At 57.5% G+C, this 16,529-nt stretch carries 13 protein-coding genes; 6 read left to right on the top strand and 7 right to left on the bottom strand.

From position 1 onward, the window contains the following. The first annotated feature begins 39 nt into the window (after positions 1–39). Positions 40–2,763, top strand: coding sequence for a TRAP transporter permease (locus tag JT51_RS17200; RefSeq protein ID WP_037315651.1), 2,724 nt, complete (start codon positions 40–42; stop codon positions 2,761–2,763). Further along, on the top strand, positions 2,760–3,191 hold the full coding sequence (locus JT51_RS17195) for a universal stress protein (protein ID WP_037315649.1): 432 nt from the start codon (positions 2,760–2,762) through the stop codon (positions 3,189–3,191). The genes JT51_RS17200 and JT51_RS17195 overlap by 4 nt, the downstream gene beginning before the upstream one ends. 27 nt (positions 3,192–3,218) lie before the next feature. On the opposite strand, the gene JT51_RS17190 is transcribed toward JT51_RS17195, so the two are convergent. From JT51_RS17190 to JT51_RS17180, 3 genes are read right to left on the bottom strand one after another with little or no spacing between them, the layout of a single operon-like run. Next, the gene (locus tag JT51_RS17190; protein WP_037315646.1) at positions 3,219–4,259 is read right to left on the bottom strand and encodes a lipocalin-like domain-containing protein; all 1,041 of its coding nucleotides are present in this window, start codon (positions 4,257–4,259) and stop codon (positions 3,219–3,221) included. After that, entirely contained in the window at positions 4,249–6,663 is a 2,415-nt protein-coding gene (locus JT51_RS17185; protein WP_037315643.1) for an ABC transporter permease, read from the bottom strand. The genes JT51_RS17190 and JT51_RS17185 overlap by 11 nt, the downstream gene beginning before the upstream one ends. After that, positions 6,660–7,307, bottom strand: a complete 648-nt coding sequence (locus tag JT51_RS17180) for an ABC transporter ATP-binding protein (protein ID WP_037315640.1) — start codon at positions 7,305–7,307, stop codon at positions 6,660–6,662. Before JT51_RS17180 ends, JT51_RS17185 begins: the two co-directional genes overlap by 4 nt. Before the next feature lie 177 nt (positions 7,308–7,484). On the opposite strand from JT51_RS17180, the gene JT51_RS17175 reads away from it, so the two are divergent. Continuing rightward, positions 7,485–7,919: an ion channel gene (locus JT51_RS17175; protein WP_037315637.1), complete on the top strand. Its 435-nt coding sequence runs from the start codon at positions 7,485–7,487 to the stop codon at positions 7,917–7,919. Here JT51_RS17175 and cls read toward each other — a convergent pair. The 4 genes from cls to JT51_RS17155 all read right to left on the bottom strand — a co-directional run bounded on the left by cls (position 7,916) and on the right by JT51_RS17155 (position 13,316). Further along, positions 7,916–9,328 (bottom strand): cardiolipin synthase, encoded by a 1,413-nt coding sequence (cls, locus tag JT51_RS17170; RefSeq protein ID WP_037315634.1) that lies wholly within the window; start codon positions 9,326–9,328, stop codon positions 7,916–7,918. The two genes, JT51_RS17175 and cls, sit on opposite strands and share 4 nt — an antisense overlap. Positions 9,329–9,351: 23 nt before the next feature. Further along, positions 9,352–10,326, bottom strand: a complete 975-nt coding sequence (locus JT51_RS17165; protein ID WP_037315632.1) for an HAD family hydrolase — start codon at positions 10,324–10,326, stop codon at positions 9,352–9,354. Between the two features lie 73 nt (positions 10,327–10,399). Next, complete coding sequence (locus JT51_RS17160) at positions 10,400–12,001, bottom strand: arylsulfatase (protein WP_037315629.1); 1,602 nt, start codon at positions 11,999–12,001, stop codon at positions 10,400–10,402. Positions 12,002–12,227: 226 nt separating this feature from the next. Further along, entirely contained in the window at positions 12,228–13,316 is a 1,089-nt protein-coding gene (locus tag JT51_RS17155) for an AI-2E family transporter (protein ID WP_037315625.1), read from the bottom strand. Between the two features lie 177 nt (positions 13,317–13,493). On the opposite strand from JT51_RS17155, the gene JT51_RS17150 reads away from it, so the two are divergent. The 3 genes from JT51_RS17150 (at position 13,494) to JT51_RS17140 (ending at position 16,528) form a co-directional block, all read left to right on the top strand. Continuing rightward, positions 13,494–14,360 (top strand): YihY/virulence factor BrkB family protein, encoded by an 867-nt coding sequence (locus JT51_RS17150; RefSeq protein WP_037315621.1) that lies wholly within the window; start codon positions 13,494–13,496, stop codon positions 14,358–14,360. Next, entirely contained in the window at positions 14,357–16,258 is a 1,902-nt protein-coding gene (locus JT51_RS17145; protein ID WP_051927626.1) for a multiheme c-type cytochrome, read from the top strand. The genes JT51_RS17150 and JT51_RS17145 overlap by 4 nt, the downstream gene beginning before the upstream one ends. 87 nt (positions 16,259–16,345) lie before the next feature. After that, positions 16,346–16,528, top strand: a complete 183-nt coding sequence (locus JT51_RS17140; RefSeq protein ID WP_037315618.1) for a hypothetical protein — start codon at positions 16,346–16,348, stop codon at positions 16,526–16,528. Position 16,529 lies beyond the last annotated feature (1 nt).

Genomic DNA, 16,529 nt, shown 5'->3' with positions numbered 1-16,529 from the left:
ACTGAGCCAGAAATCGGCCGTTGGACGGGGAGAGATTTTATGAGCGCTGATCAACAGGGCAATCGACCGTTATCCGAAGAAGAACTTCAGGACCTCGTCGCATCCTCGGATGCGGGCGGGCGTGATCCTGCCGGAAGTATCGGGTTGTTTCTGGCCATCGTGGCCGTGATCTGGTCGGTCTTTCAGGTGCTTTTGGCTTCGCCGATCGCCAACTATGTGTTGCCCGGCAGTGTCGTCAACAACGCGCGTCAGTTTCATTTGGCCTTTGCGATGTTTCTGGCCTTTGCCGCTTATCCGGCGCTGAAATCCAGCCCCCGGAACTATATCCCGATTCAGGATTGGATCATGGGAGTTTTAGGCGCGTTTGTCGCGCTATATGGCTATTTCTTCTACACCAAAATCGTCGATGCTGGCGGGCTTGCCGACGATACCGACAAGTGGATCGCATTGGGCGGTTTGATCCTGTTGTTCGAGGCCGCGCGTCGCGCGCTTGGCCCAGCAATGGCGATCATCGCGACGATCTTTCTGGCCTACGTCTTTTTCGGCTCATCCGAATGGGTGCCCGAAGTTATCCGCTGGAAAGGCGCCAGCTTGAAAAAAGCCATGAGCCATATGTGGATAACGTCTGAGGGCGTTTTCGGTATCGCTCTGGGTGTTTCGACGAAATTCGTCTTCCTCTTCGTTCTGTTCGGCGCGTTGCTGGATAAGGCCGGGGCAGGGAACTACTTTATCAAGATGGCCTTTGGTGCCCTTGGCCACCTTCGCGGTGGCCCGGCCAAGGCGGCTGTTGTGGGGTCGGCGGCAACCGGCCTGATCTCGGGCTCATCCATCGCCAACGTTGTGACCACTGGGACATTCACCATTCCGCTGATGAAGCGTGTCGGATTCAGCAGTGAACAGGCCGGCTCGGTCGAGGTTGCATCGTCCGTGAACGGCCAGATCATGCCGCCGGTGATGGGGGCCGCGGCCTTTTTGATGGTGGAATATGTCGGCATTTCTTATGTCGAGGTGATCACCCACGCGTTCCTGCCTGCGGCGATTTCCTACATCGCGCTGGTCTACATTGTGCATCTTGAAGCCGTAAAGCGGAACATGCCCACGCTGGGCGATCGTGAAGTGCATCTGGCACGGACGATCGTTGGAATGGCAAGCTTCTTTCTGGTCTTTGCCGGTCTGTGCTATGGCTCGCAATTCCCGGTCGACGCGGCCGAGGCTTGGGTTCCGAGCATGGCGGGTCTGGTGATCACAGCAGCGATCCTGCTGGTCTATGTCGGACTGGTTGCCATGGCCGCCCAAGTGCCGGATCTTGAACCCGATGATCCAAACGCCAAGACGGTCGAGCTGCCGGACATCAGCAAAATCTACAAGGCTGGTCTGCACTATCTGCTGCCGATCATCGTGTTGGTCTACTTCCTGATGATCGAGCAGAAATCACCCGGTTTGTCGGCCTTTTGGGCCACCGCATTACTGTTCGTAATTCTGGCGACGCAAAAACCGCTGAAAGCGATCTTCCGGGGCAATAGCGAGGTGGTGAATGCTTTCCTCAGCGGTGTTTTCGACCTGTGGGAGGGCATGATTGCCGGTGCTCGCAACATGATCGGGATCGCCCTTGCAACCGCGACCGCAGGGGTCATCGTTGGCACGGTGACGCTGACAGGTATCGGTCAGGTCATGGCCGATCTGGTCGAGGCGATGGCCTATGGCATGACCTATTTCGCCGCGGTGTTTGTGCACCTTATCAGCCCTGCAACCGATATGATCGGATTGACCGCCTTCGACGGAACCATCGCCGAACGTGCGCAGGATATGACCGGCACAACACTTGTGTTTGTCCTGATGTGCGTCGGCTTACTAAGCTTGGTTCTGGGCATGGGCTTGCCAACCACGGCGAATTACATCGTGGTCAGTTCGTTGATGGCGGGCGTGGTCGTGGAACTGGGCGCACAAAGCGGGTTGATCGTACCACTGATCGCGGTGCACCTGTTTGTGTTCTACTTTGGCATCATGGCGGATGTGACCCCGCCGGTCGGGCTGGCCAGCTTTGCCGCCGCCGCCGTGTCGGGTGGTGATGCGATCAAAACCGGCTTCACCGCGTTCTTCTACAGCCTGCGCACCGTGGCCCTGCCGTTTGTGTTTATCTTCAATACTGATCTGTTGCTGATTGATGTGACCTGGGTCGAAGGTATCGTCGTTGCGGTATTCGCCACCATAGCCATCCTTGTGTTCACCGCAGGGACGATGGGGTATTTCGTGACCCGAAGTCGCATGTATGAAAGCATCGCGCTGGTTTTCGTGGCCTTTGCGTTGTTCCGGCCGGATTTCTTCATGGACCGGATTTCACCGCCATTCACGTCTGTGGACCCCTCGGCCCTGGTTGAAACCGTAGGCGAAACCCCGGTGGGAACCGAAGTGCGCCTGGTCATCAGTGGTCCGGATTTCGATACGCTGGAAATGGTAGACACCACCGTCGTAGTCCCCGTTGGCAACGAAGAAGGCGGTGCCGCGAGGGTTGAGGCGATGGGCCTGCTGCTGGTCGAAGAAGATGGTCTGGTGAAACTGGATGAGCCGCTGTTCGGCTCGCCGGTTGCGGATGATCTGGGCAATTTCGACTATTACGGCGACGAGGCTGTTCGCATTACGTCGGTCAACCTGCCGTCCAGCCAGCCCCCGAAACAACTGATCTATATCCCGGCGATGATCCTGCTGGGGCTGATTGCATTCCTTCAACGCGGCCGTGCCGCACGACAAGAGGTTCCGGCATGACAAAATCTGTTCTATGCGCCGTTGATATAAGTAACAGTGATCTGGACGTTCCCGTTCTGAAACGGGCCGAAGCGCTGGCCGACATGGATGGCGCGGGTCTGGATGTGGTGACTGTGTTGCCCGATTTCGGAGAAAGCTGGGTAGCGGGCTTTTTCGAAACGGACTTTTACGAGAAAGCCGTGGAAGAGGCACGGGTGAAACTGTCCGACCTATGCGAGTCAACGCTGGGTAAGGACCGCAACGACAAAATCCGCCATGTGATTGCAACCGGTACGGCCTATCAGGAAATTCTCAAAACTGCGGAAAGCGCCGGCAGTGATCTGATCGTGATCGGGGCCCACAAGCCGGACTTCAAGGATTATCTGCTTGGCCCGAACGCCGCGCGGGTCGTGCGGCATTCAACGGTATCGGTTTACGTCGTCCGTTAACTTAAATCAAAGAGATGGCGGGAAGCCTCAGTATCCCGTCATCTCAAGATACCCACGTCCTGAATGGCTGCCAGTTATCGTGACGGGACCCTCCCAATATTCGAAACGGGCTGCCATCCAGGCATTGGGGGTCAGGGCGGAAACCTCAACATCCAAATCCTGATCCGGCAGGGTGACCCGCCACAGAACGGGGACGTCGCGATCAGCAACATGGGCGGTCTTCAGCGGTGCAAGGGACACGGACCCATCGGGCAGGGGCGTCGCTGATCCATCTGCGTTGATCCATGTTGCAGCGGTGAAATCCCCGCGCGCACCGCGCAGGCGAAACGCCATCAGCTTGTCCCCGTCATCGAAACTGAGCGAGAACCAGTCCCACCCGCTTTGGTCCGCCGCCAAAGGTTGCGAGGACCATTCCCGATCCAGCCAGCCCTGACCGGTCACCGGAACATCCCCTTCCGGCAGGTGCAGCACGCCTTTGACCGTGTAAAAGGGTTGCGCGTAATAATAGCTGGCCTGCCCATCGGTGGATTTGACCGAAAACCCCGCGTCGCCATGAAAAACAAACGGGGTCTTGGCATTTAGGGTCAGGTTGTATTCAAACTGATCTCCGCTGGCCGCCAAGCTCAGGGTGTTCGGATCGGGGCCGCGCATGTGCCATTCGTCTATCCAGGCCTCAAAAGGCTGGGCCGTGACCCCGGCTTGTCCGATTCCGCCCCGCGACAGGCGTTCGGCAAAGTAATGCGCGTCGGGTGTGGTGACTGCGGCGTGTCCCATCCACAGCTGCGGGCTTTGCCAGCCTTCGGATTCCATGGGTTTCAGGGCAGACCGAAACAAAGTCCACTGAATGCCGTAATCACGCCCGTCGTCCCCTTTCAGGTTTGCGGTCAGATACCACCATTCGATCCTGAAGCTTGGGTGTGGGCCATGATCGCGGGGGAATTCGAATTGATAGCCGGGTTGGGGTACGTCGAACCCGTCGGCTGATCCGCCCAACCCGGCATAGCCCTGTGCGCGAAGGGTTTCAGGAAGCAACAGACATACGCAAAGCAACCAGAGTTTAACGTTCATTGGCAAACACCTTTAGTAAATCCGCAGGCGGCAATCGCAACAATCGCAACGCGGGCAGGGCCGCAGCGACGAAGGCGGCGACCAAGGTTAGCGCGAACAGATAAATCCAATCCGCAGGGAACAGATACATCGGCAGCCGCCAGCCAAAGGCCTGAACATTGACGACGGCCAGCAAGGCCCACGCCAGAACCAGACCCAATGGCAAGGCCAGAACTGCGGTCAACGTCGCCAGCAACACGCTGCGCAACACCTCAAGCCGCGCCAGTTGCGCGCGCGTCAGCCCCAATGCCCAGACCGGCGCGATTTGCGGCAGGCGTTGTGTCCACAGGGTCAGCAGGCTGGTGAGAATGGCAAACCCCGCAACCCCAAGTGTCAGGATATTCAGCGCCGAGGTCACGACAAACGTCTTTTCAAAAACGGCCAGCGATTGCGCCTTCATCGTCGCTTGCTGAACCACTGCGTGTCGCGGCAATTCAAAACGATCCCGAATGTCTTGCGCCAGTTCCGAGGCGCGATCAGGGGCAACACGAATGCCAAACCTGCGCGCTTCGGCCCCCGGAGCAATCTGGTCAAGCTGCGCCATCGACACAATTGCCTGACCTGTCGGGTTGCCATAATCCGAATACACCCCCGCGATAGTAAGGGTGTGGTCCGGTGCCAGTGTCAGAAAATCTCCGGGCCAAAGGTTGGATCGGCGGGCGAGTTGTTCGTTGATCAACACGGCCTTTCCGGCAAAAACGCGGTCCCAATCATCTTTGGTCGACGCAATCAGGGGCCATTTCTGGCGATAGGTCTGATCATCAATGACCCCATACAGAAACAAAGGCCCGGTTTCATGCATCAGCTCCGCGCTGCGGATCGGCAGTACCGCCGTGACCCGGGGGGTCAGCCATTGCGCGATTTCTTGGCCTAGTTCGCTGTCTGGGGCGGTCACATACACCTCGGACGTCAGGCGCTGATCCAGCCAACCGGTGAACGTCAACCGAAAGCTGGAAACCATTGTTCCGACACCGATATTGGCGGCCAACGCCAGAAGCAGGGCCATCAAGGCAAGCGACAAGCCCGGAAGCTGGGCGCGCATGTCTGCCCAGACCCATTGGGCCACCGGGGACTGGGTCCAACGTTGGAATGCGGAAATGACAAGGGACAGCAAAACCGGCAACAACAGCGCTGAGCCGGTCAAGATACCAGCCACCATGGCAAATCCAAATATCAGCCCATCAAACAGGTAGGATATGACAATCCCGCCAGCGATCAGGAAAACCCCTGCCAAGGGAATGACACGGTTGCCCGAAGTTGCACCGCGCCAGGCCTGTAATCCAGCCCCGGTCAGCAGCGGCATACGAGACAACCGGAACAGGGCGTGACCGCTGGCCAGCAAAGTGCCGGCCAAAGCCATGGCAAGACCGGACAGCGCCCAATGGGGGTGCAGGGTAATCTGGCCGTCCACCGGCGCGCTATACAGCCCACGCAATGTGGCGGCGACGTCGGGCAGCAGCGCCCCGGCCAGAAAAAAGCCCAGGACCAGACCCAGCAAGCCACCAATAAGCGCCAGCAGGGCCAGTTCGATCGTAATCATCCAGACCAGTTGCTGCATGGAGACACCCAGCGCCCGCAACGTTCTGATCATCGCACGCCTTTGTGCAAAGGCCAGCCCCACGGTGCCATGAACGATGAACAACCCGACGGCAAAAGACAGCAGCCCAAAGGCCGTCAGGTTCAGGTGAAAACTGTCGGTCAGCTGGGCCGTGTCTATACGCGCCGAAGCCCGGGTAAGCTCCAACTCAGGGGCGATGTCTGACAAAGGTTGAACCGACTGTGGCTGGTTTGGCAGGACAATCAGCCGAGAGATTTGACCCGGCTTGTTCAACAGCGTTTCAGCTACCCCGATGTCGGTCAGGATCAGATCCGGGGGCAGCGCGTCGGTCGGCAAAACCGGGGGCAGGTGGGGATGGTCGCGCAACAGCTTTTGTACCGAAGGTGCGGCCAGCAATCTACCGGGTGCTGTCAGCATGTCGGCAGGGTTCGGGGGCGTTGCGCTTTGTTCAACTTGGGTGACAGCGGGCAGGGTCGGGTATGTGACCATATCAACGCCCAACACCTGCAATCGGCGCTCGCCGATTTGCAGCGACCCTTCGAGGACCGCCGCCACCTGCCACCCGGCACGGCGGAGGTCGACGTACCGCGAGATCGGGATCATGCCCGAGGGGTTGCGCAGCTCATCATACTGGCCAAAGGCCAGTTGATCGTTTGCCCGCTCATAGCTGGCGCGCGCCTCGGCATTGACGGCCTGAACGGCGGACCACAGACCCGTTGCCAGAGCAATGCCAATCAGCAAGGTCGCCAATTGCAGCCGGTGAACCCGCCAATGAGACAGTAATGCCTGAATGACGGCTCGGGTCATGTGATATGACCACCCGACAGATGAACACACCGGTCCAGCCGCGCGGCAATGTCTTGCGAATGCGTCACCAAAAGCAATGCGGCCCCGGTTTCGGCGACCAGTGCCAGCATAAGGTCCAGCACATTCGCGCTTGCGGTTTCATCCAGATTTCCGGTCGGCTCGTCCGCCAACAGCAGTTTTGGCCGGGCAGCCATGGCCCGTCCGATCGCAACACGTTGTTGCTGTCCGCCGGACAGGTTTTCGGGATATCGCGCCAGCAAGTCAGACAGGCCAAGCCGATCCGCCAGATGGGTGCTCCACCCGGTATCATGACACCCTGCCAACCGGGCGTGAAACGACAGGTTCTGCTCAACCGTCAGCGACGGGATCAGGTTGAATTGCTGAAATACAAGCGAGACCCTGTGTCGGCGCAGATCGGCCCGACCGGAATCGTCCAGTGTCGACAGGGGCACGCCGTCCAGCGTGATCTCACCCCCATCAAAGCTGTCCAGCGCGGCCGCCAGGTTCAACAAAGTGCTTTTGCCACACCCGCTTTCCCCGGTCAGGGCCAGTGTTTCCCCCTGATCCAGCGTCAGGGACACATCCCGTAAAACCGGGCGGCCGCCCGGATAGGATTTTTGGATCTGATCAATTCTCAGCAACATGCAAGCGCCCCGGTTTTCTCATCACAATGTGCAGCACAACCGACTAGTGTCCAGTGTGGACACGCGCCCGTTTCCTTTCGCCGCAGGGCTTGGCGATCTTGCATCCCGGGGTTGTTCAGCGTAGCGCAACAGTACATTGTCGCAGGGCTTTTCCGGATCACAGCAAGAGACGAACAGATGTACCTATCGGACCAGATTGTTTGGGGCAGTATCTTTTTGGGGATATGTTTCCTGATCGAAATCGTTCTGCTGACCTGGTGTACGCAGATCGTCGGCAAACTGTCTGAACGTTGGGCGAATGCTCATAGGTTCTTTGCAACAGCTGGCCCGCTCAGCGTGGCGCTTGCGTTCATTGTACTGATCCACACCTGTCAGGTCTGGTTGTGGGCACTGGTCTGGGTGCTTAGGGATGTGCTGCCTGATTGGAACTCGGCGCTGTATTTCTCGTTGGTGACATTCACGACACTGGGCTACGGCGATATCGTGCTGGGCGAGGATTTGCGCATCTTCGGCGCATTTGCATCCGTGACGGGCCTGTTGGCGTTTGGCCTGTCGACGGCCTTTATGGTGGCGCTGATGACGCGAGTCTTTCAGGAAGAGTTTATGCCCTAAAGGATCGGCGCGAACAGACGGGCCAGGGGTGATCCGAACCGGATATAGGCGGGCTGCGCTGGCAGTTTTCGGGTAAGCTCGTAACTTTGCTGAAAATCGGCGCGCAACATCTTGTCCACGGCCTCTGTTGCGCGCGCGTCAAAAAACAGTGCCATCGCTTCAAAGTTCAACCGGAACGAGCGGTTGTCCAGATTGGTTGTGCCTACGGCGGCCAATGTATCGTCTACCACCAGCACCTTTTGGTGCATGAAGCCACCGGTGTAGCGGAAAACACGTGCGCCGCAATCTCTGACCTCATCGAAATAGGCGAATGCGGCCAGCCAGGGCAGGCGATGGTCGACAATCTCGGGCACCAGTATTCGCACATCCACACCACGCAGGGCGGCGTGCTGCAGGGCTGTCATGATGTCTATGTCGGGCACAAAATAGGGGGACGCGATCCACAATCGTTCTTTGGCCTCGGTGATGGCGGCAAAGAACATCATCGCCCCGGTCTCGGTCTCATCCCCTGGTCCGGTCGCGACAAGCAGGGCGTTCATGTTTTGGTCGGATTCACTGCCGGCCCAATCCAATTGGTCGATCAGGTCCTCTTCGTGGGCCCAATGCCAGTCTTCGGTAAAGATCAGCTGCAACTGGCGAACGATATGGCCGGTCATCTGTATATGCGTGTCCCGCCAATGGCCGAAATGCGCGTCTTGGCCCAGATATTCCACACCGACGTTGTGACCGCCGATAAAGCCGGTTTCTCCGTCGATGATCACGGACTTGCGGTGATTGCGATAGTTAAGCTGAAAGCGGTATTGCGGACCTCGGCGATCACTTGGGTTCGCAATTTCGACACCTGCTGCCCGCAGCGCGTCCAGGTAAGCGGTTGGCAGGCCATAGCTGCCCACGGCATCCGTCATGAAGCGGACGCCAACGCCGCGGTTGGCAGCTGCAATCAACTTGCTTTGCAGCTGTTGGCCCAGCGCATCGTCGCGCACGATGTAGAATTGAATCAGGATGTAGTTTTGCGCGGCGTCGATTGCCTTGAAAATGGCATCGAACGTGGCCTGGCCGTCGACCAACAACTCTGCGCCGTTACCACGCGATACCGGCAGATGCGCCAAGGCTTCGAACGGCCGGGGGTTGATTTGCATCGTATCCGGATTAGGTTTTGAGAAATCCGCAAAGCTCTTGATGCCTTCGACGACACTTTCACTGTGTTTACGGGCAATGCGATAACCCCGAAAACGGTGGTGTCCCAGAAACAGGTACAGGGGCACACCAAGCAACGGGACCGAGATCAAAAAGACCACCCAACCAACGGCGCCCTGCGGCGTGCGCGCGGTCTGTGCCGCCCGTATGGCAAAGACTATGGCCGTCACGTACAAAAGGAAAATGAACGCGGAAAACAGCAGTGTCCACATTGGGTTATCTGTCCCTGAGTGTCTTAATTTTCCCCAGTGTAGATGCGATCCCAATCTTTTGCCATGTCCACGATGACCCAGCCCATTTCCGGGCCTTTATCCAGTCCGTCAACCAATTTTCCGACCGGACCTTCGCGGTCATAGGCCCATTCACGATCAGCATCCGTGTGGTGGATCAGGACGCCCATCCGGGGGCCATCTCCGGTGGTTGTCCATTCCAGCATGGCGAAATCCCCGTCCGAGTTTCCTGCGGCCAGAATGGGACGTCTGCCAAGTGTACGTTCGATATTGATGGGCTTCCCGTCCTTGTCATCCACAAAGGCAATCCCCGGCGCTTTGACGATGGTGGGCGTGCCATCAACGTTGTCATAGTTGGTATCGGCGTAGGTGCCCAATACCTGTTCCGGCGGGATGCCATAAGCCTGTTCTGCAAAGACGCGCATGAAATGCAGACCGCCGCCTGACACGATATAGGTCCGGAACCCTTCGTCCCTGAGATAGCGCAGCAGCTCTACCATCGGCTGATAGGTCATCTGGTCATAGGGCAATCCGGTGTCGGGATGTCGCGCGGTGTCCAGCCAATCAGACACGGTCGCCTGAAACGCATCCACGCCGATGCCGGAATGAGAGGCGTTGATCACCTCGATCAATGCCTCGTGACCGCCTTCGGCAACAGTGTGGAAATCCCCCTGTGCCGCGGCCTCAAGAATCGGGGTGCTCAGGATGGATGGGTCCGCCTTGGCCATCTCTGCCAACCGGTCCATGGCAAATATCAATTGAAAATAAACAGGCTGTTCCGCCCAAAGTGTCCCATCATTGTCAAATACAGCAACACGCGCGGCTGGTGTGACATAGTCCGCGCCCTCGGGGTCAGTGACCGAGTCGACAAAAGCGATGATCCGGCCCCGGGTCTGAGTGTCATTCCAACTTGGCAGGGGATCGGCGATGGCCAGCATTGGGGCCGTTGAAACGATCGCGGCAAGAACAGTACGCAGCATGGATGAAATTCCTTGTTGGTAATGTCAGGGGCCGCATCGTGTCCCGGCCCCTTTTGTGATTGTCATGGACGTCTTAGTTCGATGTCGGCGTCGACAGCTTTTGCATTACCTGATCCAGGCTAAAGCTGGCGGCCTTCTGGCGTGGTGGGAATTCCTGGAACGTGCTGAGAAATTTGCCAACATATTGCTGAGCAGGAACCAGGAAATAAACGCGGTCGATCATCCAGTCATAGTAGGTGTTGGATGTGCGGTATCCACGTTCATAAGGGTCACGCCGCAGGTTGATGATGATCGGAACGCGCAACTCGGTAAACGGTTCCATCCATGCCCGCAGGGTAGCCCAGGCTTTCTGTTCAAGAAAGATCAGTTTCCAATCGTCAAATCGCAGAGCCGACAGATCGCCATCATCGGTGAAATAGAAAATCTCACGTCGGGGGCTTTCGTTGGACTCACCGGTCAGCAGCGGCAGGATGTTATAGCCATCCAGATGCACCTTGTAATCACGGCCCATCGCGGATGAGGAGTAACCGCTCATCAACTTGTCTTTGATTTCCGGGTCTCCGGCTACGGCCAGATATGTCGGCAACCAATCCATATGGTGCACGATTTCATTGGTGACGGAACCGGCTTCGATCTTGCCGGGCCAGCGCACCATCGACGGAACCCGCCAACCGCCTTCCCAATTGGTGTTCTTCTCGCCCCAGAACGGGGTCGAGGCGGCATCGGGCCACGTGTTGTAATGCGGCCCATTGTCGGTCGAGTAATGGACGATTGTGTTATCGGCGATACCAAGTTCATCCAATAAATCAAGAAGCTGACCCACCTGAATGTCGTGTTCGATCATGCCAGCGGTGTATTCATCGGCCACGCGGCCGATCATCTCATTGGCCTGCTGACGCATTTCGTCTTTGACATGGGTGCGGAAATGCATCCGGGTGCCATTCCACCAGACATAGAAGGGGGTTCCGTTCTGATTTGCCTCGCGGATGAATTCAATCGCCGCTTCCAGAGTTTCCTGATCCACTGACTCCATGCGCTTGCGGGTCAGGGGGCCGGTGTCCTCAATCGGGCCACCCGCAGTCGAGCGGATTACGCCACGCGGGCCATATGCTTCGCGAAAGGTGCGCCCGTCCGGCAGGATCGCATCACGCGGATAATCTTCATGCTCTGGCTCTTCTTCTGCATTCAGGTGGTAGAGGTTCCCGAAAAATTCGTCAAAACCGTGGTTTGTCGGCAAATGTTCATCCCGGTCACCCAGATGGTTTTTGCCGAATTGCCCGGTGACATACCCGTGGTCCTTCAACAACCCGGCAATGGTCGGGTCCTCGACCTGCATACCTTCTTTGGCACCCGGCAGGCCGACCTTGGACAGGCCCGTGCGGAACACCGATTGCCCCATGATGTACGAGGAACGCCCGGCCGTGCAGGATTGTTCGCCGTAGTAATCAGTGAAAATCATCCCCTCGTCGGCAACCCGGTCGATGTTGGGCGTCTGATACCCCATCAGCCCCATTGTATACGCCGAGATATTGGACTGACCGATATCATCGCCCCAAATGACAAGGATGTTGGGCTTTTGATTCTGCGCCCAGGCCGGTATCGCAAGACATGCGGCAAAAGCGGCCGCGGCAAGCCTGCCTATCCATTTCGTTGAAATCTTATGTGTTGGTGACATAGAAAGCTCCTAAAATTACGGGCCTGAAAGGGCCGCTTTCAAAATCATCGATGGCGCAATTGTTTCGAAACGCGCCGCTGGCAACTGTCGATTCCCGGCATTAGTGTTTTGTTCTGCGGGAGCTTCAATTTTAGGGTGTCAAATTTTGCGACACCTTCTCGCTTAACATATTTATAAATCTAAATATACCGTTAGGTATGTGTTGAAATGCGCGTACTGATAGCAATCAGGCTGTGCGTTCAGAACCGTTCTGATCGTCCCCAAGCCGACCGTCCAGCGACATCAAAATCGCGATTGGACGCAGGGCAGGGATGTGGCTGAAAACGATCAAGATGCACACGGTAAGGGGGACGCTCAGAAACGCGCCGATCAGACCCCAGATCGTGGTCCAGAATGTCAGGGCCAGGATGACCAGAAAGGTGGACATGTTCAGGGACCGGCCCAACATGGCCGGGTCCACGAAGTTTCCGATCAGGAATTGTATCGTACCGCAGCCCAGAACGATGATCAGAAAGGGGCCGATACTATCGAACTGAACCAACGCGATCATCGAGGGAAATATCACCGCGATGATTGAGCCGATCGAGGGAATGAAATTCAGCGCAAAGGTCAGCACGGCCCAGGTTTCCGCATACTCCAACCCTAAGGTCTTGTAGACCGAATAGCTGATGCCCGCCGTGATCAAGCTGATAAAGGTTTTCACACCGACATAACGCTGCAAACTGAAGGAAATCGCATCCAGAACCGCCGCAAATTCGGCACCTGTCAGCGGGTCACCCGCGGCTAGTTGGATTTTTTTGCGAAAGGCCAGACGCTCGGCCATCAGGAAGGCCACATAAAGGCTGATCAAAAAGAAATGGTTCAACAGCGACGTGGCGCTGCCCAGCAGCACCCGCGCGACATAGGACATGTCGATGCTGATCAGATTGTCCCGAATGAATGTGGTCACGTCATTGCCGACCAACCCGGTGATGCGGTTAACCGCGCCGTCAAACTGGTTTTCATAGGTGCTGATCGAACGCGCGAACTGGGTCGCCTGACTGCCCAGAATGTACATGATTACGAACAAGCCAGCCAAAACCACAATGACCCCGGCGATATTGGCCAGCCAAACGGGAACGCGGGATATGGCGATGACCCGGTCGCTGAGCGCTATGATCAGGACGTTGATCAAAAGGGCCATGGTCAAGGGGATCAGAAATGCGGACCCGGCGTATAATCCCAATACCATAAGGGTCGCAACAATCGACACGTCCCGCACGACCGAAAGCCTAAGTTTCGTTGGGGTCGCAATGTTGTTTTTGTCCAGAGTCATGAATGGGCCCGTATCAGGAACCGCAGATTGCGCGGTTTCAGTATCAGATTGCGTTTCGGCTAATCCTGCACAGCCCTGCAGGATTATGCAATGCGGCCAAACATTTGTATAAGTTTATTTGCTGCCCGGTGGGTTTTGCCGGTTCAGGGATTGATGCTGGCAGGTTAGGCTTTGGACATGAGCGCGCGTGTGATTCCCCTTGTTGGCCAGCCGGTTCAGGCGCTTTGGCTTGCCGTTGTGCGCTTTGGCGCAAAGAACGGCTTTGTCATGAGCAGCCATGTCGCCATGTCGCTTATGATGGCGTTGTTTCCCTTTGTCCTGTTCACCGTTGCCCTGGCGGGGTCTCTGTCGCAGGGCTATGTCACGGACGAGTTGATCGAGCTGATTTTCGGCGCGTGGCCCAAGGATGTCGCAGGCCCGATCGTGGCCGAGCTGCGCTCGGTCCTTGAAGAGTCGGGCTCGGGCGTGATCACACTGGGTGGTCTGCTGGCGATTTTCTTCGCCTCGAACGGGGTTGTGGCCGTGCGCGCGGCAATGAATCAGGCGTATCATGATCGCGACGTCTGGCCGTTCTGGAAAACCCGCCTGTTGTGCCTTGGGCTGGTTGTTGTTGGTGGCGCCGCCATCTTGGCCATCGCCGCTGTCGAAGTTGTTTTGCCGGTTTACACGCGGCTGGTGTCCGAAAAGACGGATGTTAACGTATCCGACTGGCTGTCCGTGGACCGGCTGCGCTGGACATTTACCGTGGCCGTTCCAGCGGGGACAGTAATTTTGGCGCATTTGGTCCTTCCAACCCGGCGGCACCGGTTGGTGCAGATCCTGCCGGGTGTCGTGTTGACCTTGGCCCTATGGGCAGCGGGCGGCTGGGGGTTTTCGATCTATATCGGCCAGTTCGCATCCTACAGCGCGACCTACGCAGGGTTGGCCGGGGCGATGGCCGCGTTGATTTTTCTGTATCTGTGCGCCGCAATTCTGATCCTTGGTGCGGAATACAACGGTGCGCTGATGGATCTGCAAAGCAAATCCGATGGAACCGCAAAGTGAGGTTTCCTGCGCTTGCAGCACTTCTGTTTGCGCCCTTGGGCGCATTTGCGCAATCCCCAAGTTATGTCGGGTCTGACCAGTGTGCCGCTTGTCACAAGGATGAGACCGCGGCCTGGGCTACATCGCATCACGCGCTTGCCTGGACGCAGGTTGATGCAGGCACGGTGGTGGCCGATTTCGACGCTACGCGCTTTGACCACGACGGCATGTCGGTGGAATTCAGCGACACGAACGGCAAACTGCAGGCTCGGGTTACCGAGAAAGACGGCACCAGCACGCAATACGATGTGCATTCGGTCGCTGGTATAGAGCCATTGCAGCAGTACCTGTTTGAAACCGAACCCGGCCGCCTTCAAAGCTTTGATGTGGTCTGGGACACGGAACAAAAGCGGTGGTTTCACCTGTATCCCGATCAGGACCTTCCGCCGGACGATGGGTTGCATTGGACCGGGTCCTACAAGAACTGGAACGCCCGTTGCGCTGAATGTCACGCCACCGGGTTTGAAAAGAACTATGATACGGAAACCCGAAGCTATAACTCGGTCCAGTCCGAAATCGGAGTAGGGTGCGAGGCATGTCATGGCCCCGGTTCGGCGCATATCGACTGGACCTTGGGCCAAGGCACGCCTGACGGGGTGAATGAATTCGGGTTCAGCATGAGCTGGGGCAGGGGCCAGACCGAGGCCGAAATACAGCAATGTGCTGGATGCCATTCTCGGCGCGAAGCGCATGAGGACGGCAATCCCATTCCCGGCACCCCTTATCATGACGCGTATAATCTGGCGGTGCTGCGCCCGGGGTTTTATCAACCCGACGGCCAGATTTTGGACGAGGTTTATGTCTATGGATCGTTTCTGCAATCCAAGATGTATGCGCGGGGTGTGGGGTGCATGGATTGCCACAAACCCCATAGTGCGCAGCTGAGGGCGGACGGAAACGGGATTTGCACGCAATGCCATTCGGCGGCTGGCAATCCTGATTTTCCGACATTGACAGCCAAGGAATACGATGCCACCGCGCACCACCAGCATCCTGACGGCAGCGACGGCGTGCAGTGCAAGTCCTGCCACATGATTGAACGCACATACATGGGTGTCGACGGTCGGCGTGATCACAGCTTTCGGGTGCCCCGCCCCGATTTGGGGATGGGAGAGGACGCCTGCACCGATTGTCACAAAGATCAGGATCAGGACTGGGCCGCCCAGCGGATTAAGGAATGGTTCCCCGAATCCCCCCACCGGGGCCCGCATTTCGGGACAGCGTTTCAGGATGTCGTAGCGGGGCGCGCCGACGGGCCAGAGGATTTGCTTGAGATTGCGGCCAATCCGGATTTGGCCGGGATCGTGCGGGCGACGGCTGTGTATCTTCTCCAACCCTATGGGTCGCCCGACGTTGCGACCAGAACGGCCCCGTTGCTGTCTGATCCGGACCCGTTGGTTCGGGCCAATGCCGCACCATTGCAACGTCAGGCCAGCCCGCCCGACCGGCTGCGGCGGCTTGAGCCTTTGTTGGCCGATCCGCTGCGCAATGTGCGCATGTCGGCCGCCAAAGAGTTTTTGACCATTCCGCAAAACTCAATGACTGCGGAACAAAGCAGGTTGGCCGGGCAGGGGCTGGCCGAATGGCGAACAGCAATCTCGAACCGTCTGGATTTTCCCGAAACGCATCTGGTGCTGGGCGGGATGGCGTTGACGTTGCGCAATGCCGAAGCTGCAGAACGCGCCTTTCGCGAGGTTGTCACGATGGACCCGCAGCGCGCCGAGGCGTGGCCCATGCTGGTGCAACTGACCCAAATCAATCGCGGCCTACGGGCGGCACGCGACGTTGCACAGCAAGGGTTAACCGTTTTGCCGGACAACCCCGCGCTGTTGCAACTTTGGAACCAACTTGATCGCTAAACCGGCAAGGCAAAGCCCGGTTTAGGCCATTTTCACGGCAAATTCCGGGGTTATGGCTGTGATAACTGCCAAGCCCAAAGGTGATTCATGTCCGATAAGCTTGTTCAAACACCGCTGCTTCAACAGCCGTTGGCGCAACGTATTGTCGATCTTCAGGCCCGAAAACCCGCTTATATCAATCATGGCGAGGCGCTGATGCTGCAACGCATCGCCTCAGATTCCCTGCGGGCACAATTGCTGACCGAAGACCGGATCACGCTCGACGATTGAA

Source organism: Ruegeria halocynthiae (assembly GCF_000743705.1).
Taxonomy (GTDB): Bacteria; Pseudomonadota; Alphaproteobacteria; order Rhodobacterales; family Rhodobacteraceae; genus Ruegeria; species Ruegeria halocynthiae_B.
This window is presented reverse-complemented; position numbering and strand designations above follow the sequence as displayed.